The sequence below is a fragment of the Streptomyces sp. DH-12 genome, assembly GCF_002899455.1.
GTDB lineage: Bacteria > Actinomycetota > Actinomycetes > Streptomycetales > Streptomycetaceae > Streptomyces.
In genome coordinates this window covers 5,793,006-5,818,633 of the sequence record NZ_PPFB01000001.1, presented here as the reverse complement: position 1 = coordinate 5,818,633, position 25,628 = coordinate 5,793,006, and the positions used below count along the sequence as shown (strand labels likewise).

The window sequence follows — 25,628 nt, the reverse complement described above, 5'->3', positions numbered from 1 at the left end:
CCGCGCACTCGCAGGCCGCCCCCGGCGGAAGGCACCGCTCAACTCATCTGCTCGTCCCACTCGGCCTGCGCCTCGTTCAGCTGCTCGGCCAGACCGTCCAGGAAATCCTTCGCACTCATGTCCCCGAGCAGCACCTTCTGGAAGGTCGGCTCGTTGTCCGCCTTCGAGATGGTGTTCCAGTCCGGCAGGTAGTACGGCAGCTGCACGATGGTCGTCGACCCGTCGCTCAGCGCCTCGGCGGCCAGCTTCGTCGGCTCCGCCTTCGCGATCCACGCGTCCTTCGCGGCGTCCGCGTGCGCCGGCACCTGTCCCGCCGACTCGTTGAACTTCGAGTTGGACTGCGCGGAGACGGCGAACTCGATGAACTTCCAGGCGGCCTCCTTGTTCGAGGAGCTCTTGAACAGGCCGAGGCCGTCGACCGGGTTGGAGACCTGCACCCGCTTGCCGCCGGGGCCGACCGGCTGCGGGATGCCCCGGAACTTCTCCGTGCCCAGCGCCTTCACGTGGTCCTGGTAGGAGCCGAGGTTGTGGTTGAGCATCCCGATCTCGCCGGAATCCCACTGCGCGACCATCTTGGTGAAGTCGTTGTTGAGGTCGGCGGCGGGGGTGACCCGCTTGAACAGGCCCGCGTACTTCTCCAGCGCCTTCACGTTCTCCGGGTCGTTGACCGTGGTCTTCTTGCCGGTGGAGTCCCAGAACGAGGTGATGCCGGACTGCCCGTACATCGCGTCCAGTGCCTGGGCGATGGAGCCGGCGCCGCCGCGGATGGTGTAGCCGAAGCGGTTGTCGCCCTTGTCGGTGAGCTTCTCCGCGGCCTCGAAGAAGCGGTCCCAGGTGGTCGGCTCCTGAAGGCCCGCCTTCTCGAACATGTCGGTGCGGTAGTACAGCACGCCGTTGTTGGCCGAGGTCGGCACGGAGTACAGCCGGTCGTCCCCGCCGCCGGCCGCCCGCAGCGACTCGATCATGTCCTTGTTGAGCTTGCCGTCGAGGGACGACCCCTCCAGCCGCTCGTCCAGCGGTTCCAGCGCGCCCTGGGCGGCGAAGCCCGCGAGCATCGACGCGCTGATGCCGCCCACGTCCGGCATGCTGCCGCCCTGGATGGCGGTGTCGACCTTGGACTGGTACTCGGTGGAGGCGATGCCGACGTACTGGACGTCGATGTCCGGGTTCTCCTTCTCGAAGTCGGCGATGATCTCCTTCCAGATGTCGGTGCGGACACCGCCGTTGTTGTCCCAGAAGACGATCTTCCCGGTGCCGTCGCCCTCGGCTCCCGCGCCCCCGCCGCTGCCGTCGTCCCCGCAGGCGGTGGCGGTCAGGGCGAGGACCGCTCCGAGGGCGACGGCCGCCGACGTCCTGCCGCGGCGCCCGCTGCCCGTGCTTCTTCCGAGAATGCTGATCTTCATCGGTCGGCTCTCTTCTCCTGGATACGGATCCTGAACTGCGTGAACGTGGCGGTACCGGCGTGTCCCTGTCCGGTGAGCGCCAGGGCGACCAGGCCGAGCAGAGCACCGACCCAGCGCCAGGGAGTCGCGGCGAAGACCTGACCGGAGGGGCGGAAGCCCTCCCCGGCGCCGTCCCCGGTGACGTCGTGGATGTCGTACGAGAAGCGGCAGCGCGCGCCGGCGCCGATGTCGACGCGCAGCCGGGCCCGGCCGCCGGGAGCGGGGCGCGGGGGTGCGGCGTCCCGCTCCCTCCCCCACTGCCCCGAAGAGGTGGGAGGCGCCCCCATGGCCGCCGTCTCGGCGAACCGGTGCACCAGCCGCACCGCGCCGTCGGGGCCGCGCTCGAGTCCGATCCAGCTGTAGGCGTCCCCGAGCACCACGAGCCCGGCGCGCGCCCCGGGTTCGCCGTCGTCGAGCCGCAGGTCCACCTCGACGGTGCACGGGGCGCCGGGCAGCCGCTGGGTGAGGACGTGGGGCAGCAGCCGCAGGTCGTGCGCGTCGGCGGTGCGGACGCAGGTGAGGCGCAGTCCGTCGGCGGAGTGGTGGGTGGCCCAGCCGTCCCGGGGGTTGGCGGTCCACTGCCACTGGCGGCCGGGGCGCCCGCCGGGGAAGTCGTCGTCGGTGGCGGGGGCGGCGGGCGGCTGCGGGGGCAGGTCGGGCCGGTGGTGCTCGGTGACCGGAGCGCCGTCGTCCCCCATCACCGGCCAGCCGTCCGTGTCCCACCGCATCGGCTGGAGGTGGACGACCCGGCCGTAGGCGCCGCGCTGCTGGAAGTGCAGGAACCAGTCCTCGCCGGAGGGGGTGCGCACCCAGCCGCCCTGGTGCGGGCCGTTGACGTCGGTGTCCTTCTGCTCCAGGACCACCTTCTCCTCGTACGGGCCGAAGAAGGCGCGGGAGCGGAAGGCGCCCTGCCAGCCGGTCTCCACTCCCCCGGCGGGGGCGAGGATCCAGAACCAGCCGTCGTGCCGGTAGAGCTTGGGCCCTTCGAGGGTGAACCAGCCGGGGATGCGGTCGCCGTCGACGATCACCTTGCCCTCGTCGAGGAGTTCGGTGCCGTGCGGGTGCATCCGGTGGCCGGTGAGACGGTTCTTGACGCCGGAGCGGGACCTGGCCCAGGCGTGCACGAGGTACGCCTCACCGGTCTCGTCGTCCCACAGCGGGCAGGGGTCGATCAGCCCTTTGCCGGCCTTGATCAGGTGCGGGCGGGTCCACGGGCCGCGGATCTCGGGGGCGTTGACCTGGAAGATGCCCTGGTCGGGGTCGCCCCAGAAGATCCAGAAGCGGCCGTCGTGGTGGCGCAGGGACGGCGCCCACACCCCGCAGTCGTGCCGGGGCACCGCGAACTCGCTCTCGGGTTCCAGGCGTTGCAGGGCGTGGCCGACGAGGGTCCAGTTGACCAGGTCGCGCGAGTGCAGCAGGGGCAGTCCGGGGACGCGGCCGAAACTGGAGGCGGTGAGGTAGAAGTCGTCGCCGACGCGGATCACGTCGGGGTCGGACCAGTCGGCGTTCAGGACCGGGTTGCGGTAGACGGGTTCGGCCGGGCCGGCGCTCATGGGTTCACCGCCTTCGCGACCAGGGCCGCCGCCTCCGCGCGGCCGAGGCGGCCGTCGGCGACGACGGTGACGACCCGGCGCTCCACCGTCTCCCCGGGCGGGACCGGCAGCCGCGCGTCGTGCGCGAGGGAGGAGCCGACCCCCGGGTACTCGTCGGTGCGCACGAACCAGGGGTCGCGGCGGGTCTCCTCGGTGGCCGCGGCGAACACGAGGGTCCAGGCGGAGCCGGCCAGGGCGACCCAGTCGGCGGTCCGCCCGTGCACCGCGTCCGTGCCGTCGGCCGCCGCGGTGAACACGTCCGGCGCCGCGTCCTCCTTGCGGGCCCGCCAGAAGAAGCCCCCGTAGGCGGCGCCGGGGCGGCCGTTGGTGGCGGGGCTGCCGACGGACAGCGGGTGTCCGGTGACGTTGGTGAGCGCGAAGGCGAGGTCCAGGGCCCACGCGCCGTCGGAGAGCGCGGTCGCGGTGACCGTGCGCCGCTCGCGCAGCAGTTCGCCGGGCGCGGCCGTCCAGCGCAGTTCCTCGGTGAAGCCGTCGGCCTCGCGCCGGTGGTAGGCGGTGTGCCGCTGGGCGCCGTGGTTGTCCAGCTCGGTGGGGCCCTGGTCGCGGACGTAGGTGCGGCCGCCCCAGAAGTTGAACCCCTCGACGTCGGGAACGGCGACACCGACGCCGAGGTGGTGTGCGTGGTCGGCGGGGCTCAGCTCGGTGACCGCCGTGCCGGCCAGGGTGGTGACGGGGTGCAGATAGGGCCGCGGGGAGAGCCGGGCCGGCAGTTCCGGCCGGGTGACGTACCGGCCGACGGGCCGGCCGGCGACGCGCAGCACCACGGAGTCGTTTCCGGTCATCGGGTGCTCACCTCTTTCGGCGGACGGTGGTGGGCGGGCCGGGCCCAGGGGGCGCCCAGCTCGGAGTAGAGGGACAGGCGCTCCGCGGCGGCCGCGACCAGGGCGTCGACGCCGGGCACCACCCGGCGGTCCTCGCCGGGGACGCGGCGCCAGGCGCCGTCGGGCAGCGGGGCCGGGTCGGGGGCGGTGCGGATCGCCTCGACGACCCGCATGAAGGCGCCGGTGTCGTCCGGGGTGACCAGCAGCGGCGTGCCGTCGTCCAGGTGCGCGACGAGGTTCTCCAGCAGGTCGGTGCGGCCGAAGTGGAGTTCCTCGGGGCCGTGGTCCGCGCGCTGGAGCAGGACCCGGTCCTGCCTGTACCAGAAGGTGATCCGGCCGCTGGTGCCGTGCACCACCACGTACGGCTCGTCGGCCCGCTCCGCGCACAGGGTGGCGGCGACGGTGACCGGGCCGCCCCGGACGGTGGTGACGCGGACGCAGGAGGTGTCGTCGGACTCGATGTCGTTGGCGCGCAGCAGCTCGGTCTCGATGCCGGCGACGTCCTCGGCGCGGGTGCTCCCGGCGAGCGCGAGGGCGGTGGCGACGGCGTGCGCGAGGGGGTTGGTGAGCGCCCCGTCGACCACGTCGACGCCGTCGAGGCGTCGCCGGCCCGCCCAGGGCGCGCGGCGGAAGTACGCCTCGGGGCGCACCCAGGCGCCGGCCCCGCCGATCCCCGTCACCCGGCCGACGGCGCCCTCGGCGATCAGGCCGCGGATCGCGGGCACGGCGTGCGAGCCGAGCGACTGGAAGCCGATCTGGCAGGCCACCCCGGCCGCGGCGACCCCGTCCGCCATCCGGCGGAACTCGGCGTACGACGGGGCCGGGGGCTTCTCCAGCAGCAGGTGCACGCCCCGCTCGGCCGCGGTGAGAGCGAGGCCGGTGTGGGTGGGAATGGGGGTGCAGACGACCGCGACGCGGGCGCCGGTGGCGTCGAGGAGCGCGCCGAGGTCGGCGGACTGCTCGGGGAGGGCGCCGCCGAACTCGTCCTCGGTGAGCGGGGTCAGCTCGCAGATGCCGGCGAGCCGTACCCGTCCCTTCGCCTGGAGGCGGCGGATGTTCTCCACGTGCCAGCGGCCGTGGCCGCGGGCGCCGGCCAGGACGACGGGCAGCGGGGCGCCGGATGCGGCGGGCGAGGCGGTCATCCCTTCACCGCCCCCGCGCTGAAGCCGGTGATCAGCCACTTCTGGATGAAGGCGAACACGATCACGACGGGGACGGCCGCGATGATGCCGCCCGCGGCGAGCGCGCCGAGGTCGACGCTGTCCGCGCTCATCAGGGTGTTGAGGCCGACCGGGATGGTCTGCTTCTCCTGGTTGTTGAGGAACATCAGGGCGAACAGGAAGTGGTTCCAGGAGTGCACGAAGGCGAAGGAGCCGACGGCGATCAGGCCGGGCCGCAGCAGCGGCAGGACGACCACCCGGAACGCCCGGAACCGGTTGCAGCCGTCGACCCAGGCGGCCTCCTCCAGGGAGTACGGCACGTTCTTGATGAAGTTGCTGATCAGGATCATCGACAGCGGCAGCTGGAACACCGTCTCGGCGATGATGACGCTGCCCAGGGAGTTGATCATCTGCAGTTCGGCGAAGATCTCGAACAGCGGCACGAGCAGCAACGCGCCGGGCACGAACTGGGAGCAGAGCAGCGCCAGCATGAACCCGCGCTTGATCCTGAAGTCGAACCGGGCGAGGGCGTAGCCGCCGGCCAGGGCGACCAGGGTGGTCATGAACAGGGTGACGACGCCGACGAGCACGCTGTTCTGGAAGAAGGTGGCGAAGCCTCGGTCGGTCCACACCTTCTCGAAGTGGGCGGTGGTCATCGGCCAGGGCACGAGCGAGGTGGAGCCGGCCGGGCGGAGCGCGAACAGCAGGATCCAGTAGAAGGGGATGAGGGTGAAGACGAGGTAGACGCCGAGGGGCAGGTAGATCTGCCAGCGGGGCGCCTCGTCCCAGGCCCGGTGCCGCTTCGCGGGCCGGGGCGGCTCGGGGACGGCCGGCGCGGGGGCGGGGGCGGCCACGGTGGCCTCTTTGGTGATCACTTCTCGCCTCCGAACTTGCTCAGCCGCAGGTAGACCATCGAGCAGAAGAGCAGGATCACGAACGCCACCGTGGTCAGCGCCGACGCGTAGCCGAAGTCATGGGCGTCGACGGAGGTGTTGGCGATGTACAGCGGCAGCGTGGTGGTCGCGCCGGCGGGTCCGCCCCCGGTCAGCGTGTAGAGCAGGTCGACGTTGTTGAACTCCCACACGGCGCGCAGCAGCGTGGAGAGGATGATGGCGTCCTTCAGGTGCGGCAGCGTGATGTGCCAGAACTGCTTGACGCGGCTGGCGCCGTCCACCTCGGCGGCCTCGTACAGGTCCTTGGAGACGGACTGGAGGTCGGCGAGGATGAGGATCGCGAAGAAGGGCACGCCGCGCCACAGGTCGGCCACGACCGCCGCGGGGAACACCGTGGAGGTGTCCGACAGCCAGCTCACGCCGTACTCGCCGATGCCCAGGTCCGCGAGGTAACGGGTGATGCCGGTCTGGGAGTTGTAGAGCAGCACCCAGATCGCGGAGGTCAGCACGCCGGAGACGGCCCACGGGGAGAAGACCAGCGCGCGGCCGAGGGCCCGGCCCACGAAGGTCTGGTTGACGATGAGGGCGAGGGCGAGGCCGAACAGCAGTTGCAGGCCGACCTCGACGAACACCCACTTGGCGCTGAAGACGAGGGTGTCCCAGAAGAGGGGGTCCTCGGTGAAGATGCGGGTGAAGTTGTCGAGTCCCGCGAAGCCGTTCCGCCAGGGTTTGGTGGGGTTGTAGTCCCGCAGGCTGTAGTAGAAGACGCTGAGGACCGGGTACGCGATGAACCCCAGCATGAGCAGGGCGGCCGGCGCGATCAGCAGGTAGGGAAGTCGGCGGGGTGTGGCGGAGGCACGGCGCCGCCTCGGTGGCGCGGGCGGTTTCGCCACGGCTGCGGCTTGGGCCATGACTGTTCTCCGTTTCTCGGTACGTCGTGCTGTGCGGTGCCTGGGGCTGTGGCGTGGACGGGTAGGAAGCGCTTTCTGCACGGGTGTGCGGGGCCGGTTCCGCCCGGGCGGGCGGGTCAGCCCGCGTACGGGTCCTGGACGGCGCCCGGGCGGGCGAGGAACTCGAAGTCGCAGCCGGTGTCGGCCTGGGTGATCTGGTCGTCGTAGAGCGCGCCGTAGCCGCGCTCGTGGCGCGCGGGCGGCGGCGTCCACTCCGCGCGGCGGCGCCGCAGCTCCTCGTCGTCCACGTCGAGGGTGAGGGTGCGGTTCTCGACGTCGAGGGTGATCGGGTCGCCGGTGCGCACCAGCGCGAGCGGTCCGCCGACGTACGACTCGGGGGCGATGTGCAGCACGCAGGCGCCGTAACTCGTGCCGCTCATACGGGCGTCGGAGATGCGGACCATGTCCCGCACCCCCTGCTTGAGCAGGTGGGCGGGCAGCGGCAGCATGCCGTACTCGGGCATGCCCGGGCCGCCCTTGGGGCCCGCGTTGCGCAGCACCAGCACGCTGTCCGCGGTGATGTTCAGCGCCGGGTCGTCGATGGTCCGCTGCATCTCCTTGTAGTCGTCGAAGACGACGGCGGGACCGGTGTGCCGGAGCAGGTGCGGTTCGGCGGCGATGTGCTTGATGACGGCGCCGTCGGGGCAGAGGTTGCCGCGCAGCACGGCGACCCCGCCCTCCTCCGCGACCGGGTTGTCGCGGGTCCTGATGACGTCGTCGTCGTGCACCCGCGCGCCGGCGAGCTGTTCGCGCAGGGTGTCGTGGCAGACGGTGGGACGGTCCAGGTGCAGCAGGTCCGGGATCCGGGAGAGGAACCCGGGCAGCCCGCCCGCGAAGTGGAAGTCCTCCATCAGGTACGTCTGCCCGCCGGGCCGTACGTTGGCCAGCACCGGGACGGTGCGGGCGATGCGGTCGAAGTCGTCGAGGGTGAGCTTCACGCCCGCGCGTCCGGCCATGGCGATCAGGTGGATGACGGCGTTGGTGGAGCCGCCGAGCCCGAGGACGGTCGTCACGGCGTCCTCGAAGGCGTCCGCGGTGAGGATGTCGCCGATCCGGCGGTCCTCGCGGATGAGGTCGACGATCGTCATGCCGGCCTTCGCGGCCATCCGGTCGTGCCCGGAGTCGACGGCCGGGATGCTGGACGCGCCCGGGACGGTGACGCCGAGCGCCTCGGCGGCGGCGGTCAGCGTGGACGCGGTGCCCATCGTCATGCAGTGGCCGGGCGAGCGGGCCAGGCCGCTCTCCAGCTCCTGCATCTCGCAGTCGCCGATGACGCCGGCCCGCTTGTCGTCCCAGTACTTCCACATGTCGGTGCCCGAGCCGAGGGTCTCACCGCGCCAGTGCCCGGGCAGCATGGGCCCGGCGGGCACGAACACGGCGGGCAGGCCGGCGCTGGCGGCGCCCATGAGCAGGGCGGGCGTGGACTTGTCGCAGCCGCCCATCAGCACGGCCCCGTCGACCGGGTAGGAGCGCAGCAGCTCCTCGGTCTCCATGGCGAGGAGGTTGCGGTAGAGCATGGGGGTCGGCTTCTGGAAGGTCTCGCTGAGAGTGGAGACCGGGAACTCCAGCGGGAAGCCGCCCGCCTGCCACACCCCGCGCTTGACGGCCTGGGCGCGGTCGCGCAGGTGGACGTGGCAGGGGTTGATGTCGGACCAGGTGTTGAGGATCGCCACGACCGGCTTGCCCAGGTGCTCCTCGGGCAGGTAACCGAGCTGGCGGGTGCGGGCACGGTGGCTGAAGGAGCGCAGTCCGTCCGTGCCGTACCACTGGTGGCTGCGGAGCTCTTCGGGTGACTTCATATCGACCATCCGGCGACGATGGCGGCGACCTCGGCGCGCTCGCTCTCGGGCAGCGGCCTGCTGGGCGGGCGGACCTCGCGGCGGCACAGCCCGAGGGAGGCGAGGGCCTCCTTGACGACGGTGACGTTGTTGGCGGAGCCGTTGGCGGCGCGCAGTTCCTCGAAGCGGCGGATCTGCTCCCACACCTTCATGGCGGTCGGGTAGTCGCCGGTGCGCAGCGCCTCCAGCATGGTCAGCGACACGGACGGGGCGACGTTGACCAGCCCCGAGGTGAAGCCGGTCGCGCCGGCCGAGAAGTAGGAGGGGGCGTACGGTTCGGCGAGCCCCGCCACCCACACGAAGCGTTCCAGTCCCGCGTCCCGGGCGAAGGCGGCGAACCGGGCCGCGTCCGGCACCGCGTACTTCACGCCGATCACGTTCGGGCAGGCGTCGGCGAGTTCGGCGAGCCGGGCGCCGGCGAGCTGCGCGTTGCGGAGGTAGGGGACGACGCCCAGCTCGGGCACGGCCTCGGCGATGGCCCGGTGGTAGTCGACCCAGCCGCTCTGCGAGACGTACGGGTGGACGGGCTGGTGCACCATCACCATCTGCGCGCCCAGCTCGAGGGCGTGCCGCGCGGAGGCGACCGCCGTGGGCACGTCGTGGCCGACGCCCACCAGGATCGCGGCGCGGTCGCCGGCCTCCTCGGCGGTCAGCTCGGTGACCAGCCGCCGCTCGGACGGGGTGAGGGCGTAGAACTCCCCGGTGTTGCCGTTGGGGGTGAGGGTCGTGATGCCCCCGTCGAGGAGGCGGCGCAGCAGGGCCCGGTAGGTGTCCGGGTCCACGGAGCCGTCCTCGGCGAACGGGGTCACGGGGATCGCCACCACGTCGGCCAGGGCGGCCCGCTGGAGCTCGAACGTCCGGGACTCGAACGTCCGGGACTCGAACGTCCGGGGTTCGTCCGCCCGGGGTTCGCCCGCCTGAGGGGGAGACGTCGTCGTCATGCCTGACCGTCCTTCCGGGATTCCTGCGCCGTCGCGAGCTCCGCCGCGAACTCCGCCTCGAACTCCGCCTCGGGGAAGGCGCGTCGCACGAAGGACGCGATGTGCGCGTGCAGGGCGCGCGCGGCGCCGTCCGCGTCCCCGGCGAGGGCCAGGTCGAGGATCACGCGGTGCTCGTCGGCCTCCCGCTCCCAGGACGGGTCGGCGGCCCAGGCGACCGCGGAGACCAGGGCGGCCTGGTCGCGGACCTCGTCGAGCATCCGGCCGAGCAGCGGGTTGCCGCAGGGCAGGTAGAGGGCGCGGTGGAACTCCCGGTTGGCCAGGGAGCGTTCGGCGGTGTCGGTGGCCTCGTCGGCGCGGGTGAGCGCCTCGCGGGCGTCGTCCAGGGAGGCGCCGCGGCGCACGGCGCGCTTGAGCGCCTCCGGTTCGAGCAGCAGCCGCACGTCGTAGACCGCGCGTGCCATGTCCGCGTCGACCATGCGCACCGTGACGCCCTTGTACTGGCTCATCACCACCAGGCCGGTGCCGGCCAGGGTCTTGAGCGCCTCCCGCACCGGGGTCTTGGACACCCCGAACTGTGCGGCGAGGTCGGTCTCGACCAGGGCCTGGCCCGGGGTGAGCCGGCCGGTGAGGATGCGGCGTTTGATCTCCTCCAGCACGTACTGCGTGCGGGAGGGGATCGGCGTGGGCACAGAGGTCATGCGCGCCTCTCGGATCTCGCGTCGGATCACGCGTATCGGATCTCGCGTATCGCGTCTCATATATGACGTACGAAGTACGACGCGGACGACCGTAGGAGTGGCCCGGTGTTTCGTCAATGCTTCGCGCAAAGGAAGTCGGGGTTGCCGGGGCGGGGCGGATGCGACGCGGGGCGTCCTGATCGGGCGCTTCCGGGGCAGATCGACGCGGTCCGTCCCTCGGGCGGTCGCCCGATGCCGGAGGGCGGTGCGCGCCCCTGCCGTGCCGTGCCCAAGGCATCCTCCCGATCCGCACGGGCGGTCCTCAGCCGCAGGATGACCAGGCATGACGACGAGATGGACGGCGGTCCGCGTGATGCGCGACCGCACGGCGGGCCGAGGTCTCACCGCCGTGGTGGTCTCCGGGTTCGGCACCTCCGCGCTGTGGCCGGCGTCGGGCGTGTGGGCCAAGGACCTCACCGGATCGGACGGGCTCGCGGCACTGTGCGCGGCGGCGATGTGGACGCCCGCCCTGGCGGGCCCGCTGCTCGGCGCGGTCGCCGACCGGACCGGCGCCGGCCGCTGCTGATCGCGCTGAGCCTGCTCCTGGCGGTGCCGCTGCTCACGCTGTGCGCCGTGGACGCACCGGAGGAGCTGTGGCTGCTCCACGCGGTGCTGTTCGCGTACGGCGCGGCCGGCGCGGTGCACGACGCGGCGGAGTCGGCGCTGGTCGCGGGCGCCGTGGACAGCTCCCTGCTCGCGGACTTCAACGGGCTGGAGACGGCGGCCGACGAGGGCATGAAGCTGCTCGCCCCGCCGGCCGGCGCGGCTCTCCGCACGGCGTGCGGCGGACCCGGCGTCGCCGTCCTGGACGCGGCGAGTTTCCTGGTCGCGGCGCTGGTGTACGGGTCGCTGCGGGTGCGGGAGGAACGGCCCGCGCCCCGGCGGAGCGGCCGGGGCGCGGGCCGCCGAGGGCCTCCGGCGCCTGTGGGCGGACGCCGTGCTGCGCCCGCCGGCCCTGGCGGGCGGGGTCACCATGCTGCGCGCGGGCGTGAACGGGGCGCCGGTGTACGCCGTGGTCGAGGACCTGGGCCGCTCCCCCGCCTACGCCGGTGTGCTGTACGCCGTCCAGGGCGCGGGGCCGGTGGTGACCGGACTGCTCCCGGGACCGGCCCAGCGGCGGCTGGGCGCCCGGCGGTTCGCCGCGTACGGCATCGGTCTCCTGGCCGTCGCACTGGCACTGCGCGCGGCGCCGTACGACCGGCGGCCTGGGCGAGCAGCGCCGCGATCGGCGCGGGGCTGCCCGCCGTGCCGATCGCCGCGCTCACGAGCGTGCAGCAGCGCACCCCCGGCCCACTGCTGGGCCGGGTCACCGCCACCGCCGCCACCCTGGTGCACACCCCGAACGCGATCGGACTCGCCGCGGGCGCGGCGCTGGTCGGACTCCTCGGCCGGCGCGCCCAGTTGATCGCCCTCGGGGGTCCTGGAGGTGACGGCGGCGGTGCTGGGTCAGAGATCCGCCAGCGCCGACCGCACGGCGGCGAGGTCCGCGTCCGACGCCAGCCCGGCGTGGTACAGGCGCAGTTCGGTCGCGCCCAGGCGGCGTGCCTCGGCCGCGTCGGCCGCGAGGGTGCCGGGGCTGCCGCCCATGCCGGAGACCACGGTGAAGTTGGCGGCGAGCACGGCGCCCTCCCGGCCCTCGCGGGCGAACGGGGTGACCGGGCCGGGGTCACCGGTGCAGGGCACCACCACGCCGTCGGCGACGGAGAGGATGTGCGCGGGGTCGACGCCGGCGTTGGCGCCGCAGTGGTAGGACACCGGGTCGGCGTGCAGCAGCACCTGGAAGCCGTCGGGCGCGGCCCGGCGCACGGCGGCGACGGCGGCCTCCTGGAGGGTGCGGGCCGTGCGGTCGCGCCACGCGCGCGTGGCGTGCGCCCGGGCGTCGCCGAGCAGGTTCCCGACGCCGGCCCAGCCGCCCCCGGAGGGCGCCCCTCCCCGCCACACCGGGTCCAGCGCCTTCCGTACGGCGGCGGCGAGTTCCTCCGCGTCCAGCCCTTCCTCCCCGTAGCCGTCCCGGCAGGCGGGGCAGAAGCACAGGGACATCAGGTACTGCCCGGCGTCCCCGAGCGGGACCCCGGCGGTCTTGTCGTGGGCGTGCAGGTGGGCCAGTCCGTACCAGCCGAGGGACTCCAGTTCGGTGCCGCGGGCCCCGGGACGCACGGCCGCCTCGGCGGCGAGATCCGTCAGGTACGCGCGCGTGTCCGGCTGGGCGATGCAGGGCGCCCAGGGGTAGCGGTCCCCGTAGGCGTTGACCACCGAGGTCTCCGGGTGCTCCGCGCCCAGGCGGGAGGTGTGGGCGAGCACCACCCAGGTGTGCACCTCGAGACCCGCGTCCGTGAGCGCGGCGGCCGCCTCGCCGAAGGCGTCCCCCGGCGCCCAGTCGCCCGCCGGATGGGGACGCAGGCGGCGGCCGGACCAGCGGGACCCGTCGACCGGGTACAGCACGGCCGCGTACTCGGCGGTGACCACGCGGTGCCGGGGGTGACGGGGGGTCAGCGCGCGGGTGGAGTGGTAGGCGGAGGCGAGGGTCACCTGTGCGGTGCCCAGCTCCGCGAGCCGCGCGGGAGCCCCGGGGTCCCCGTTGACGTCCCAGGGGTAGACGAACGCCGATGCCTTCACATGCCCTCCTCGAGCAGCGCCTGTCCCCGCTCGATCAGCCGAGCGAGCTGCTTGAGATGATCCCCGGCCGGCTCGTGCAGCGGGGGACGGACCTCCCCCACGTCCAGCCCGCGCAGCCGCACTCCCGCCTTGACCAGCGAGACGGCGTAGCCCCGGCCCTGGTCGCGCAGGTCGGCGAACGGCCGGTAGAAGCCGTCGGTGAGGCGGCGCACGGTGGCCTCGTCGCCGGTGCGCAGGGCGGTGTGGCAGGCGAGGGCGATCTCGGGCACGAAGCAGAACACCGCGGACGAGTACAGGGAGATGCCGAGGCCGCGGTAGGCGGGCTGGGTCAGTTCGGCGGTGGGCAGCCCGTTGAAGTACAGGAAGTCCTCGACGCCGGCCGCGCGCACGGCGCTCACGGTGCGCTGCATCAGGTCGAGGTCGCCGTGGCCGTCCTTGAGGCCCACGACGCCCTCGGTACGGGCGAGTCCGACGACGGCCGCGGGGGTGAGGACGGCGTTGTCCCGCTGGTAGACGATCACCGGGAGGGAGGTCGCGGCGGCCAGCTCGCGGTAGTGCCGCAGCAGCCCCTCCTGCCCGGCCCTGACCAGGTACGGCGGCATGGCGAGCAGCCCGTCGGCGCCCGCGGCCTCGGCCAGCCGGGCGTAGCGCACGGCGAGGGCGGTGCCGTAGCCGGCGCCCGCGACGACCGGGACGCGCCCCTCGGCGGCCTCCACCGCCACCCGCACGCAGGTCTCGAACTCCTCGGGCGTCAGCGCGTGGAACTCGCCCGTGCCGCAGCAGGCGAAGACGGCGGCGGCCCCGGACTCCACGCCGCGCCGCACGTGGAGCCGGAAGGCGGCGGGGTCGACGGCGCCGTCGGGTCCGTAGGCGGTGACCGGGAAGAACAGCGGCCCGCTGGGAACACTGAGTCGCGCGGCGAGAGGGGCTGACGTCACAAGCTCTCCCTGGTCGTGATCATGGTCCACATTCTTGATTGACGTCCATATTCATGAACGCCCTCACGGTAGGACCCGCCGGGGAGGCGGGTCAAGCGGATCGTCGCGCGCGACTGACGCCGAAGTGACGAGGGAGGGATACTTGACGCGCCACGTCCGGGCTCCTTAGCGTGTCCACGCACGTGAACGGCGTACGCCCACCTGCACGTTCGCTCCGTATGTCCCGGCCGGCGCCGCAAGGAGACCCGCAGATGCCCGCTCCCCGCACCGTCCTGCTCACCGGCGCCGCCGGCGGCCTCGGCACGCTGATGCGGGAACTGCTCCCGCGGTACGGCTACGAGCTGCGGCTGTTCGACCTGCGGCCGGTGGACGGCGCACCCGACGCGATCGTCGGCGACCTGAGCGACCGGGACGCCGTGCGCGAGGCGGTGCGCGGGGCCGACGCGGTCGTGCACCTCGCGGGCATCTCGCTCGAGGCGTCCTTCGACAAGATCCTCAAGGCGAACATCGAGGGGACGTACCACCTCTACGAGGCCGCCCGCGAGGAGGGCGTCCGCCGGATCGTCTTCGCCTCCTCCAACCACGCCGTCGGCCACACCCCGCGCCCCCACGGCGACGACCCGCTGATCCCGGTCGGCACGCCGCACCGGCCGGACACCTTCTACGGACTGTCCAAGTGCTTCGGCGAGGACCTGGCCCAGCTGTACTGGGACAAGCACGGGGTGGAGACGGTCTCCGTGCGGATCGGCTCCTGCTTCCCGGAGCCGACGAGCGTGCGGATGCTGTCGCTGTGGATGAGTCCGGCGGACGGGGCGCGGCTGTTCCACGCGGCGCTGACCGCCGAGGGCGTGGGGCACACCGTGGTGTACGGCTCCTCCGCGAACACGCGGCTGTGGTGGGACCTGGGGCCGGCGCGGGCGCTGGGGTACGAGCCGCGGGACGACTCCGAGGTCTATGCGGAGAAACTGCTCGCCGAGCAGGGCGAGCCGGACCCGGCGGACCCGGCCCACGCGTTCCTGGGCGGCCACTTCGTGACGGACCCCCCGGTCTGGCCGTACTGACGGCCGCCCGTCCGCCGGGAGGGGCACACCGCGGCCTGCGGGCAGTCGCGCCGCCGGGGCGGCACGGGCGGGCGCAGGCAGCACCGTGCAGCGCGCCCGGGAGCCACCGCCCTGCGGCCCCTCGCGCCACCGCGTGCTGAAAAGCGCGCCGCGCGGCGGAAAACGTGCGGGCGTACACCCGCGCGGGCACGAAACGCACGTCCGCGCGCCCGCAATCGGGCATCGGGACCGCCCGCTCCCACCCTCCACCCAGGTCCGGGCCGGACACCCGCCCGCTCAAGCGGGCACAACCGGGCATCAACGGACCCGCAACAGACCTGGTCAGCGCCCCACCCTCGCTGTACAACTTCCTGCAGTGGCCCGAACGGGCGACCAGGCACCACAGCGGCGAGTCGAGAAAGCAGGGGTCCGGCCATGAGCGACAGGACGGCCGAGGAGCGCCGGCGCGAGATCGTGCGGGTGGCCCGCGCCACCGGCTCGGTCGACGTGACCGCGCTCGCCACCGGCCTGGGCGTGGCCAAGGAGACCGTCCGCCGCGACCTGCGCGCCCTGGAGGACCACGGACTGGTGCGCCGTACCCACGGCGGCGCCTACCCCGTGGAGAGCGCCGGCTTCGAGACGACGCTCGCCTTCCGCGCCACCCGTCACGTCCCGGAGAAGCGCAGGGTCGCCGCCGCGGCGGCCGAGCTGCTCGGGGACGCCGAGACGGTCTTCGTCGACGAGGGCTTCACCCCGCAGCTCATCGCCGAGGCCCTGCCCGCCGGCCGGCCGCTCACCGTGGTCACCGCCTCCCTGCCGGTCGCGGGCGCGCTCGCACAGAACGGCGACGCGTCCGTCCTGCTGCTCGGCGGCCGCGTCCGCTCCGGGACGCTCGCCACCGTGGACCACTGGACGACGAAGATGCTCTCCGGCTTCGTCATCGACCTGGCGTTCATCGGCGCCAACGGCATCTCCCGCGAACACGGCCTGACCACGCCCGATCCGGCGGTCGGCGAGGTCAAGGCGCAGGCGGTGCGGGCCGCCCGCCGCGTGGTGTTCGCGGGCGTCCACACCAAGTTCGGAGCGGTCAGCTTCTGCCGGTTCGCCGAGGTCGGCGCGCTGGAGGCGATCGTGACGAGCACCCTGCTCCCGGCCTCCGAGGCCCACCGCTACTCCCTGCTCGGACCTCAGGTCGTACGGGTCTGAGCAGTTCCGCGCACCCCACCGCACACCGCTTCACGTCCCCACGGGGCCGAACCATGCCAGGTGACGCCCGATGTCTCCCTATACGTCCAGGAGCGATCCATGCGAACCCAGAGCCGACGGAGGCCACGAGGCGTACTCGCCGCGGCCGCCGCAGGGACGCTGATCGCCCCGCTGCTCTCCGGCTGCTGGGTCGGAGCGGGCGGGGCCGGGTCCGGCGGCGACGCCATCAACGTCCTGATGGTGAACAACTCGCAGATGGTCGAGCTGCAGAAGCTGACCGCCGCCCACTTCACCGAGGAGACCGGCATCAAGGTGAACTTCACCGTGCTGCCGGAGAACGACGTCCGCGACAAGATCAGCCAGGACTTCGCCAACCAGGCCGGCCAGTACGACGTGGCCACCCTGTCCAACTACGAGATACCGATCTACGCCAGGAACGGCTGGCTGAAGGAGATGGACTCCTACGTCGCCGAGGACAGGGCGTACGACCAGCAGGACATCCTCGAGCCGATGCGGCAGTCCCTCACCGGCGAGGACGGCAAGGTCTACGGCCAGCCGTTCTACGGCGAGTCGTCGTTCCTCATGTACCGCAAGGACGTCTTCGCGGAGAAGGGCCTGACGATGCCCGCCCGGCCCACCTGGCGGCAGGTCGCCGACCTGGCCGCGAAGGCGGACGGGGCGCGGCCCGGCATGAAGGGCATCTGCCTGCGCGGACTGCCCGGCTGGGGCGAGGTCATGGCGCCGCTCACCACCGTGGTCAACACCTTCGGCGGCACCTGGTTCGACGAGGACTGGAAGGCCCGGCTCGACTCCCCCGAGTGGAAGGAGGCCGTCACCTTCTACGTGGACCTGGTCCGCGAGCACGGCGAGGCCGGCGCGCCCCAGGCCGGCTTCGCCGAGTGCCTGAACAACCTGACCCAGGGCAAGGTCGCCATGTGGTACGACGCCACGTCCGCGGCCGGCTCCCTGGAGGCCGACGGCTCCCCCGTCGCCGGCAGGATCGGTTACGCGCCGGCGCCGGTGGAGAAGACGGAGTCGTCCGGCTGGCTCTACACCTGGGCGTGGGGCATCCAGAACGCCTCCCGCAACCCCGACAACGCCTGGAAGTTCGTCTCCTGGGCGTCCAGCAAGGAGTACGAGCGGCTGGTCGGCGAGGAGACCGGCTGGTCCAACGTCCCGGCCGGCAAGCGCGCCTCCACCTACGCCCACCCCGACTACCGGGCGGAGGCCGCCGCCTTCCAGGAGATGACCAAGCGGGCCATCGAACAGGCCCGCCCCGACGACCCCGGCGTCCAGCCCCGCCCGGCGCCCGGCATCCAGTTCGTCGGCATCCCGGAGTTCACCGATCTCGGCACCAAGGTCTCCCAGGAGATCAGCGCGGCCATCGCCGGACGCCAGTCCGTCGACACGGCCCTGAGGAAGTCCCAGCAGCTCGCAGAAGAGATCGCCGAGGAGTACGAGGGACGATGACCGCCACGACCACGGCTCCTCCAGCCGCACCGCAGACGTCCGCCGCACCGCACCGGCCCTCCGCCCGGCTCCGCGCCTGGGCCACCCGCGCCCCGCTGCTGCCCGCCCTGATCTTCATGATCGTGGTCACCCAGCTGCCGTTCGTGGCGACCCTGGTGATCTCCTTCTTCGACTGGAACTCCCTCTACCCCGACGCCCGCCGCTTCGCCGGGCTCGCCAACTACCAGGAGGTGCTGACCGATCCGGCGCTGCGCAAGTCGGTCTGGACGACCGTCCTGCTCACCGTGGGCGTCGTCCTGGCCAGCCTGGTCGTCGGACTGCTCCTCGCGCTGCTGCTCGACCGGAGGTTCCGCGGCCGGGCCGTCGTGCGCACCCTGCTCATCGCGCCGTTCCTGGTGGTCCCGGTCGCCGCCGCCCTGCTCTGGAAGCACGTCCTCTACAACCCGGAGTACGGCCTGCTCAACGGCCTGCTGCACTACGTCGGCGGTCCGCAGCCCGACTGGATCTCCGGCACCCCGCTGCTCGCCGTGCAGGCGTCGCTGGTGTGGCAGTGGACGCCGTTCATGATGCTCATCCTGCTGGCCGGGCTGCAGAGCCGGGACCAGCAGCAGATCGAGGCGGCCCGCGTCGACGGCGCGAGCGACTGGCAGATCTTCGTGCACCTCACGCTGCCGCACCTGCGCCGCTACCTCGAACTGGGCGCCCTGCTCGGCTCGATCTACATCGTGCAGAACTTCGACGCCGTCTTCACCCTCACGTCCGGCGGGCTCGGCACCGCCAACCTGCCCTACACCGTCTACCAGACCTTCTACCAGGCGCACGAGAACGGCCTCGCCTCGGCGGCCGGCGTCCTGGTCGTCATCGGCTCCATCGTCATCGCGACCTTCGCCCTGCGCGTGGTGTCGTCCCTGTTCCGCGAGGAGGTGTCCCGCGCATGAGCAGCACCGCCGTACGCACCCGCGGCCGGTTCCGTGGCGGAGCGGGCCTCGGCCTGGTCGCCTGGCTGGCCGGCATCGTGTTCTTCCTGCCCGTCGCCTGGATGGCCCTGACGTCCTTCCACTCCGAGACGGACGCGGCCACCAACCCGCCCTCGTGGGGCGCCGCCCTCACCCTCGACGGCTACCGCGAGTTCTTCGGCGCGGACGGCGGCGCCAGCCCCTGGCCCGCCCTGATCAACTCGACGGTCGCGTCCGTGACCTCGACGCTGCTGGTCCTCGTGCTGGCCCTGCCCGCCGCCTACGCGCTGTCCATCCGCCCGGTGAAGCGGTGGACGGACGTCCTGTTCTTCTTCCTCTCCACCAAGATGCTGCCCGTGGTGGCCGGCCTGCTGCCGATCTACCTGTTCGCCAAGAACGCCGGGATGCTCGACAACGTCTGGCTGCTCGTCATCCTCTACACCTCGATGAACCTGCCGATCGCGGTGTGGATGATGCAGTCCTTCCTCTCCGAGGTCCCGGTCGCGGTCATCGAGGCCGCCCGGATCGACGGCGCCCGGCTGCCGACGGTGCTGACCCGGGTGGTCGCCCCGATCGCCCTCCCGGGCATCGCGGCGACGGCGCTGATCTGCTTCATCTTCAGCTGGAACGAGCTGCTGTTCGCCCGGGTCCTGACGGGCGTGGTCGCCGAGACCGCCCCCGTCTTCCTGACCGGCTTCATCACCAGCCAGGGCCTGTTCCTGGCCAAGGTGTGCGCCGCGTCGCTCGTCATCTCCCTGCCGGTGCTCGCCGCGGGATTCGCCGCCCAGGACAAACTCGTCCAGGGCCTGTCGTTGGGAGCCGTGAAATGAAGGCCGCCGTCATCGAGTCCGTGGGCAGGGCCGTCGTCACCGAGGTCCCGGACCCGGTGCCGGGCCCGAGGGACGTCGTCGTCGAGGTCGCCGCGTGCGGGCTGTGCGGAACGGATCTGCACATCCTCCAGGGCGAGTTCGCGCCCAAGCTGCCGATCGTGCCGGGGCACGAGTTCGCCGGCGAGGTGGTCGGCGTCGGCTCCCAGGTCACGGAGGTGGCGCTCGGCGACCGGGTCGCCGTCGACCCCTCCCTGTACTGCCACGAGTGCCGCTACTGCCGTACCGGCCACAACAACCTCTGCGAGCGCTGGGCGGCGATCGGCGTCACCGCGGCGGGCGGCGCCGCGCAGTACGCGGTCGCGCCGGTGGCGAACTGCGTCAAGCTGCCCGAGCACGTGCGCACCCAGGACGCGGCGCTGATCGAGCCGCTGTCCTGCGCGGTGCGCGGCTACGACGTGCTCCGCTCCCGCCTCGGCGCGCACGTGCTGATCTACGGCTCCGGGACCATGGGCCTGATGATGCTGGAGCTGGCCAAGCGGACCGGCGCGGCGAGCGTCGACGTGGTCGACCTGAACCCGGCGCGCCTGGAGACGGCCCGGACGCTGGGGGTCTCCGCCTCCGCGGCCACCCCGGACGAGCTGGACCGCCCGCAGGGCTGGGACCTGGTCATCGACGCGACCGGCAACGCGGCGGCCATCCAGGACGGGCTCGGCCGGGTCGCCAAGGCGGGCACGTTCCTCCAGTTCGGGGTCGCGGACTACGCGACCCGCGTGGAGATCGACCCGTACCGCATCTACAACCAGGAGATCACCATCACCGGCTCCATGGCCGTCCTGCACAGCTACGAGCGCGCGGCGGAGCTGTTCGCGAACGGCGTCCTGGACCCGGACGTCTTCATCAGCGACCGCCTCCCGCTGGACCGGTACCCCCAGGCCCTGGACCAGTTCGCGGCGGGCGTGGGCCGCAAGATCGTGGTGGTGCCGTAGCGACCGCGCGGCTCGGGAGCCCCGACGGCCGGCCGTCGGGGCTCCCCTTGCCGGTCGAACGGTGGCTGACCTGGGTGGGCCGGGGGGCCGGTTCCGAGGGGGGTGCCGTGCGGGGCGGTGCGACCACGCGGCGGAGCGGACCTCTGCGGGCGCTCCACGAGGGGAGCCGGTGCGGCGGCGAGGACGGTGCCCGCGGTCCGGGCGTCCCCCGGGAAGCCGAAGTGCCGTTCCGTGACGGCGCCCGGCGACCACGGCCCGTCAGCCGGCCGGGGCCGAGCAGGGCCGGAGCGGCCGGCTGCGCCGAACGGACCACAGGTAAGGGAACGGTAAAACCGCCTCGCTCGTTCACCCGGCATGACAGCTATGACCCCCGGCTCGAACATCCCTCTTCCCACCGCCCGCGTGACGGTGGACGTCGCCGCGCCCGTGCGGCTCGACGTATCGGGCCTGCTGCTCACCGCCGACGGCAAGGTGCGCTCCGACGACGACTTCATCTTCTACAACCAGCCCACGGGCCCGGGCGTGACCTACCGCTCCGGCGGGGGCGCGGCCCCCGACGCCATCACGGTCGACACCACGGCCGTACCGCCCGGCATCGAAAAGATCGTCGTGACCGCGAGCCCCGACGCGGCGGGCCAGACCTTCCAGGGCATCGAGCCCACCGCGACCGTCCGCGACGCGGACACCGCCGCCGTCCTGGCGACCTTCACGCCCCCGCAGCTCGGCGCGGAGACGGCCCTGGTGATCGTCGAGATCTACCTGCGCAACGGCGCCTGGAAGGTCCGCGCCGTCGGCCAGGGCTACGCCGACGGCCTGGCCGGCATCGCCACGGACTTCGGCGTCACGGTCGAGGAGCCGGCCGCCCCGGCCCGGCCGGTGACCCCGCAGGCCCCGCAGGCCGCCCCGCCCGCTCCCCCGGCCGCCGCCCCGCAGGCGCCGCCCGCCCCGGCGGCTCCCCCGGCCCCGCCCGCCGCCGCGCCCGGCACCGGCAAGATCAACCTGGACAAGGGCCGGGTCAGCCTCCAGAAGAACCAGACCGTTTCCCTGATGAAGGGCGGCCGCCCGCTGCTGTCCCAGGTGAAGATGGGTCTCGGCTGGGAGCCCGCCTACCGCGGCAAGGACATCGACCTGGACGCGTCGGTGATCGCCTTCGGCCCGCAGCGCAACCACATCGACAGCTGCTACTTCGGCAAGCTGCAGATCCTGGGCGGCGCGGTCCGGCACTCCGGTGACAACCTCACCGGCGAGGGCGCCGGCGACGACGAGGTCATCACCGTCGACCTCGGCCGCCTCCCCATGGAGGTCTCGGGCCTGGTCTTCACGGTGAACTCCTTCTCCGGGCAGAAGTTCACGGAGGTCGCCAAGGCGTACTGCCGCCTGATGGACGCCGCCACCGGCGAGGAGCTGGTCCGCTTCGACCTCGCCGGCGCCGAGCCGCAGACGGGCGTGATGATGGCGAAGCTGATCCGGCAGTACTCCGGCGAGTGGGAGATGACCGCGATGGGCCAGTTCGTGAAGGGCCGTACGGTGCGCGGCATGGTCAAGCCGGCCGCCCAGGCCCTCTGACCCACCGCTGCGAAGCGTCCGGCGCCCGTCCCGGGGGCGCCGGACGCCCCGCCCGGTCACGCGAGGCGTCACCGGGCTCCGGCCACGTGACTCGCCCGCGCCCCCGAGTGGCGCCCGGCAGCGTCTAACCGCCCTGCTGGGACCGCGCCTTGAAGGCCGCTTTCCGCGCCTCCTTGGCGGTCCTCCTGTCGGAGTGCAGGCGCCCCATCGCCTCCAGGACGTCCGCCGTGGCCGGGTGGTCCACCCGCCACGCCGTGTCGAAGAAACCGCTGTGCTGCTGCGCCAGCCCTTCCACCAAGGAGCGCAGCTCCTCGGACTCGCCCTCGGCGGCGAGCTGCGCGGCCACCGTGTCGATGGTGAGCCAGAAGATCATCGCCTCGGACGGCGGCGGCACGTCCGCGGCCCCGTGCTCGGCGAGCCAGACCCGCGCCAGCCCGCCCAGTTCGGCGTCGTCCAGCACGTCCCGCAGCGCGGGCTCCGCGGCGGCGCCCACGAGCGACAGCGCCTGCTGGCAGCGCAGCCGCCGCAGCGGCGCCCCCGGGTCCGCGCCGCGCGCCGCGGCCAGCAGTTCCCGCGCCGCCTCCAGCGGCCGGCGCCGCTCCAGCCAGTGCTCGGTCTCGGCGTGGGCGGCGGCCGGCGGGTACGCGGCCGTGCCGTCGAGCAGCGCGTCGGCGCCCTTGTCCGCGAGGTCGCCGACGGCGGGCGCCTCGAAACCCGCCTCCAGCAGCCGGGCGCGCAGCCCGTACAGCCCGAGCGGGGTGAGCCGCACCAGTCCGTAGCGGGCGACGTCCGTGTCGTCGACGGGGGCGGCGGGCTCCTCGTCGGCGTCGGCCATCAGCGCCTCGTCGACCGGCCGGTACTCCACGAGTCCGATCGGCTCCAGCATCCGGAACTGGTCGTCCAGCCGCATCATCGCGTCGGACACCTGCTCCAGAACGTCGTCGCTGGGCTCCGCCATGTCCTCGGGCACGATGACGGACGCGGCCAGCGCGGGCAGCGGCACCGGCGCGTCGCCGGGCGCGGCCCCGCCGACGGTCAGCAGGTACAGGTTGCCGAGCACCCCGTCGAGGAACTCCGCCTCGGCCTCCGGGTTCCAGTCCAGCGCGTCGAGGTCCAGCTCCCCCGACCCCTCGGCGATGGCGTCGACCAGCCCGCCCAGGTCCGGCACGCTCGCGTCGTCCAGCACGGTCTCCAGGGCGCCGAGCCAGACGCCCAGCACGTCCTGCGGCGACCCTCCGGTGAGCAGATCCAGTTCGGCGCCCGCGCGGACGGTGCCCTCCTCCTCGTCGACCACCTCGACGAGCCCGGTGTCCACCGCGACCCGCCAGGCCTCGCTGGCCTCGGCCGCCGCGTCCTCCCCGCTCAGACCCAACTCCGCGGCAGCCTCGGGGAGCTGTTCGTCCACCAGTCCGCCGCCGGCGTCCACGCGGGTCCCGGGGCCTGCCCAGCGGGCGAGCCTGGCGGCCCGGGACAGCACCGGAGTGGACAGGGCGTCGCGCGCCAGCTCCGCTTCGGGGTGCAACCGCGCCGGCGGCAGGATGGAGCTGTCTGACATCGGCTGTTTCTCCTAGTGCCCTCTACGACTCAGCCGCTCAGCCTAGACGGATTTCCACCCATGCCGCCCACTTCCTCTCCGCGCCGGGCGGCACACATGGCCGAAACCTTGACAAGTGGCTTGGCCAGGCTGGACATTGACGCGCGTAGACAGGGTGTGCGTCCCGCATCCACCCTCGTTCCGGCCCCCGGAGGGAATCCGTTGCCGAGCAAGCCGTCCGCGCGTCTCGCCGCGCTCACCGTCGCCGCCGTGTGCTCCGCGGCGTCCACCGTCGTCCTCACGACGCCCGCGCACGCCGAGTCCGTGCGCATCCACGACATCCAGGGCGACACCCGCGTGTCGCCGTACGCCGGCCGGCAGGTCACGGACGTGACCGGAATCGTCACCGGCGTCCGTGCCTACGGGTCGTCCCGCGGCTTCTGGATGCAGGACCCCGCCCCGGACGCCGACCCGGCCACCAGCGAGGGCGTGTTCGTCTTCACCGGCTCCACCCCGCAAGGTGTCGCGGTGGGCGACGAGGTCTCCGTCTCCGGCACGGTCACGGAGTTCGTCCCCGGCGGCGCGTCCTCCGGGAACCAGTCGCTGACCGAGATCACCAGGCCCACCGTCACCGTCGTCTCGCGCGGCAACCCGGTCCCGGCCCCGGCGACCCTCGACGCGCGCTCCGTCCCCGCCGCGTACACGCCGAAGGGCGACCCGGCGGCCGGCGGCTCGGTCAACGCCCTGCCGCTGCGCCCGGCCAGGTACGCCCTCGACCTGTACGAGTCGCTGGAGGGCATGAACGTCCGGGTCGCCGACGCGCGCGTGGTGGGCGCCACCGACCCGTACACGGAACTCTGGGTCACGGTGAAGCCCCACGAGAACCGCACCCGGCGCGGCGGCACGGTCTACGGCTCGTACGACGCCCAGAACACCGGCCGGCTGCAGATCCAGTCGCTGGGCAAGGCGGCCGACTTCCCCGACGCGAACGTCGGCGACGTCCTCGCGGGCGCCACCACGGGCCCGCTGGACTACAACCAGTACGGCGGCTACACCCTGGTGGCGAGCGAGCTCGGCACCCTGAGGTCCGGCGGCACCGAGCGGGAGACGACCCGCGAGCAGCACCGCTCCGAGCTCGCGATAGCCACGTACAACGTCGAGAACCTCGATCCGTCCGACGACACCTTCGCGGCGCACGCCGAGGCGATCGTGGACCACCTCTCCTCGCCCGACATCGTGTCGCTGGAGGAGATCCAGGACAACAACGGCGCCACGGACGACGGCACGGTCGCCGCGGACGTCACGCTCACGAAGCTGATCGACGCCGTCGAGGCGGCCGGCGGCCCGCGCTACGACTGGCGCGCCGTCGACCCGGCCGACAAGCAGGACGGGGGCGAGCCGGGCGGCAACATCCGCCAGGCCTTCCTGTTCAACCCGGCCCGGGTGTCCTTCACCGACCGGCCCGGCGGCGACGCCACCACGCCGACCGACGTGGTCAAGGTCCGCGGCAGGGCCGCCCTGACCCTCTCCCCCGGCCGGATCGCACCGGACTCGGCGGCCTTCGAGGACAGCCGCAAGCCGCTGGCCGGCGAGTTCGTCTTCCGCGGCCGCACGGTCGTCGTCATCGCCAACCACTTCTCGTCCAAGGGCGGCGACCAGGGCCTGACCTCGCAGTTCCAGCCACCGGCGCGCAGCTCGGAGGCGCAGCGCCACCTCCAGGCGCAGGAGGTCCACGACTTCACCGCGAAGATCCTCAAGGTCCAGAAGAACGCGGCGGTCGTGGCGCTCGGCGACATCAACGACTTCGAGTTCTCCCGCACCACCCGCATCCTGGAGGGCGGCGGCACCCTCTGGTCGGCCGTCAGGTCGCTGCCCCCGTCGGAGCGTTACTCGTACGTGTACCAGGGCAACAGCCAGGTTCTCGACCAGATCCTGATCAGCCCCTCCATCCGCCGCCAGTGCTCGTTCAGCTACGACAGCGTGCACATCAACGCGGAGTTCCACGACCAGATCAGCGACCACGACCCGCAGGTCCTGCGCTTCAAGCCGTGACCTCGCCCTGACAGCGGGCGGCGGGGGCGGAAGCGGCTG

The 25,628-nt window shown here is 73.0% G+C and carries 20 protein-coding genes and 1 pseudogene; 9 read left to right on the top strand and 12 right to left on the bottom strand.

Annotated features, from left to right (window positions below):
- Window positions 1-38: 38 nt before the first annotated feature.
- The 9 genes from C1708_RS25100 to C1708_RS25060 form a co-directional block, all read right to left on the bottom strand.
- Window positions 39-1,403: an ABC transporter substrate-binding protein gene (locus C1708_RS25100; protein ID WP_106414803.1), complete on the bottom strand. Its 1,365-nt coding sequence runs from the start codon at window positions 1,401-1,403 to the stop codon at window positions 39-41.
- Window positions 1,400-2,995: a glycoside hydrolase family 43 protein gene (locus C1708_RS25095; RefSeq protein ID WP_106414802.1), complete on the bottom strand. Its 1,596-nt coding sequence runs from the start codon at window positions 2,993-2,995 to the stop codon at window positions 1,400-1,402. Before C1708_RS25095 ends, C1708_RS25100 begins: the two co-directional genes overlap by 4 nt.
- Window positions 2,992-3,837 (bottom strand): DUF6807 domain-containing protein, encoded by an 846-nt coding sequence (locus C1708_RS25090; RefSeq protein ID WP_106414801.1) that lies wholly within the window; start codon window positions 3,835-3,837, stop codon window positions 2,992-2,994. Before C1708_RS25090 ends, C1708_RS25095 begins: the two co-directional genes overlap by 4 nt.
- Entirely contained in the window at window positions 3,834-5,018 is a 1,185-nt protein-coding gene (locus tag C1708_RS25085) for a Gfo/Idh/MocA family protein (RefSeq protein WP_106414800.1), read from the bottom strand. The genes C1708_RS25090 and C1708_RS25085 overlap by 4 nt, the downstream gene beginning before the upstream one ends.
- Window positions 5,015-5,911: a carbohydrate ABC transporter permease gene (locus C1708_RS25080; RefSeq protein WP_106414799.1), complete on the bottom strand. Its 897-nt coding sequence runs from the start codon at window positions 5,909-5,911 to the stop codon at window positions 5,015-5,017. The genes C1708_RS25085 and C1708_RS25080 overlap by 4 nt, the downstream gene beginning before the upstream one ends.
- On the bottom strand, window positions 5,908-6,840 hold the full coding sequence (locus C1708_RS25075; RefSeq protein WP_106414798.1) for a carbohydrate ABC transporter permease: 933 nt from the start codon (window positions 6,838-6,840) through the stop codon (window positions 5,908-5,910). The genes C1708_RS25080 and C1708_RS25075 overlap by 4 nt, the downstream gene beginning before the upstream one ends.
- Window positions 6,841-6,956: 116 nt before the next feature.
- The gene (gene araD, locus C1708_RS25070) at window positions 6,957-8,687 is read right to left on the bottom strand and encodes an L-arabinonate dehydratase (protein WP_106414797.1); all 1,731 of its coding nucleotides are present in this window, start codon (window positions 8,685-8,687) and stop codon (window positions 6,957-6,959) included.
- Complete coding sequence (locus C1708_RS25065; RefSeq protein ID WP_241911327.1) at window positions 8,675-9,658, bottom strand: dihydrodipicolinate synthase family protein; 984 nt, start codon at window positions 9,656-9,658, stop codon at window positions 8,675-8,677. Before C1708_RS25065 ends, araD begins: the two co-directional genes overlap by 13 nt.
- Window positions 9,655-10,356, bottom strand: a complete 702-nt coding sequence (locus tag C1708_RS25060; protein ID WP_106414796.1) for a GntR family transcriptional regulator — start codon at window positions 10,354-10,356, stop codon at window positions 9,655-9,657. Before C1708_RS25060 ends, C1708_RS25065 begins: the two co-directional genes overlap by 4 nt.
- A gap of 322 nt (window positions 10,357-10,678) precedes the next feature.
- On the opposite strand from C1708_RS25060, the pseudogene C1708_RS25055 reads away from it, so the two are divergent.
- Window positions 10,679-11,902: pseudogene (locus C1708_RS25055) on the top strand (MFS transporter); the annotation flags it as partial.
- On the opposite strand, the gene C1708_RS25050 reads toward C1708_RS25055, so the two are convergent.
- Together C1708_RS25050 and C1708_RS25045 are read right to left on the bottom strand one after the other, a co-directional pair.
- A complete protein-coding gene (locus C1708_RS25050) occupies window positions 11,842-13,011 on the bottom strand; it encodes a hypothetical protein (RefSeq protein WP_106414795.1) in 1,170 nt (389 codons plus the stop codon). The pseudogene C1708_RS25055 and the gene C1708_RS25050 sit on opposite strands and share 61 nt — an antisense overlap.
- The gene (locus C1708_RS25045) at window positions 13,008-13,949 is read right to left on the bottom strand and encodes a 5-dehydro-4-deoxyglucarate dehydratase (protein ID WP_106414794.1); all 942 of its coding nucleotides are present in this window, start codon (window positions 13,947-13,949) and stop codon (window positions 13,008-13,010) included. The genes C1708_RS25050 and C1708_RS25045 overlap by 4 nt, the downstream gene beginning before the upstream one ends.
- A 251-nt stretch (window positions 13,950-14,200) precedes the next feature.
- Here C1708_RS25045 and C1708_RS25040 point away from each other — a divergent pair, with 251 nt between their 5' ends.
- From C1708_RS25040 to C1708_RS25005, 7 genes are all read left to right on the top strand, one after another.
- Window positions 14,201-15,010 carry an NAD-dependent epimerase/dehydratase family protein gene (locus tag C1708_RS25040; RefSeq protein ID WP_106414793.1) on the top strand — a complete coding sequence of 270 codons (810 nt, stop codon included), beginning with the start codon at window positions 14,201-14,203 and terminating at the stop codon, window positions 15,008-15,010.
- 414 nt (window positions 15,011-15,424) lie between these two features.
- Window positions 15,425-16,195, top strand: a complete 771-nt coding sequence (locus tag C1708_RS25030; protein WP_106414791.1) for a DeoR/GlpR family DNA-binding transcription regulator — start codon at window positions 15,425-15,427, stop codon at window positions 16,193-16,195.
- A 99-nt stretch (window positions 16,196-16,294) separates the two neighbouring features.
- On the top strand, window positions 16,295-17,665 hold the full coding sequence (locus tag C1708_RS25025) for an ABC transporter substrate-binding protein (protein ID WP_106414790.1): 1,371 nt from the start codon (window positions 16,295-16,297) through the stop codon (window positions 17,663-17,665).
- Entirely contained in the window at window positions 17,662-18,603 is a 942-nt protein-coding gene (locus C1708_RS25020) for a carbohydrate ABC transporter permease (protein WP_106414789.1), read from the top strand. The genes C1708_RS25025 and C1708_RS25020 overlap by 4 nt, the downstream gene beginning before the upstream one ends.
- Entirely contained in the window at window positions 18,600-19,451 is an 852-nt protein-coding gene (locus C1708_RS25015; protein WP_106414788.1) for a carbohydrate ABC transporter permease, read from the top strand. Before C1708_RS25020 ends, C1708_RS25015 begins: the two co-directional genes overlap by 4 nt.
- The gene (locus C1708_RS25010; protein ID WP_106414787.1) at window positions 19,448-20,437 is read left to right on the top strand and encodes a zinc-dependent alcohol dehydrogenase family protein; all 990 of its coding nucleotides are present in this window, start codon (window positions 19,448-19,450) and stop codon (window positions 20,435-20,437) included. The genes C1708_RS25015 and C1708_RS25010 overlap by 4 nt, the downstream gene beginning before the upstream one ends.
- Window positions 20,438-20,800: 363 nt before the next feature.
- Window positions 20,801-22,003, top strand: a complete 1,203-nt coding sequence (locus C1708_RS25005; protein ID WP_106414786.1) for a TerD family protein — start codon at window positions 20,801-20,803, stop codon at window positions 22,001-22,003.
- A gap of 124 nt (window positions 22,004-22,127) precedes the next feature.
- Here the strand turns inward: C1708_RS25005 and C1708_RS25000 are convergent, their stop codons facing one another.
- Window positions 22,128-23,558, bottom strand: coding sequence for a hypothetical protein (locus C1708_RS25000; RefSeq protein ID WP_106414785.1), 1,431 nt, complete (start codon window positions 23,556-23,558; stop codon window positions 22,128-22,130).
- 201 nt (window positions 23,559-23,759) lie between these two features.
- On the opposite strand from C1708_RS25000, the gene C1708_RS24995 reads away from it, so the two are divergent.
- Window positions 23,760-25,589 (top strand): DUF8508 domain-containing protein, encoded by a 1,830-nt coding sequence (locus C1708_RS24995; RefSeq protein ID WP_106414784.1) that lies wholly within the window; start codon window positions 23,760-23,762, stop codon window positions 25,587-25,589.
- Window positions 25,590-25,628 lie beyond the last annotated feature (39 nt).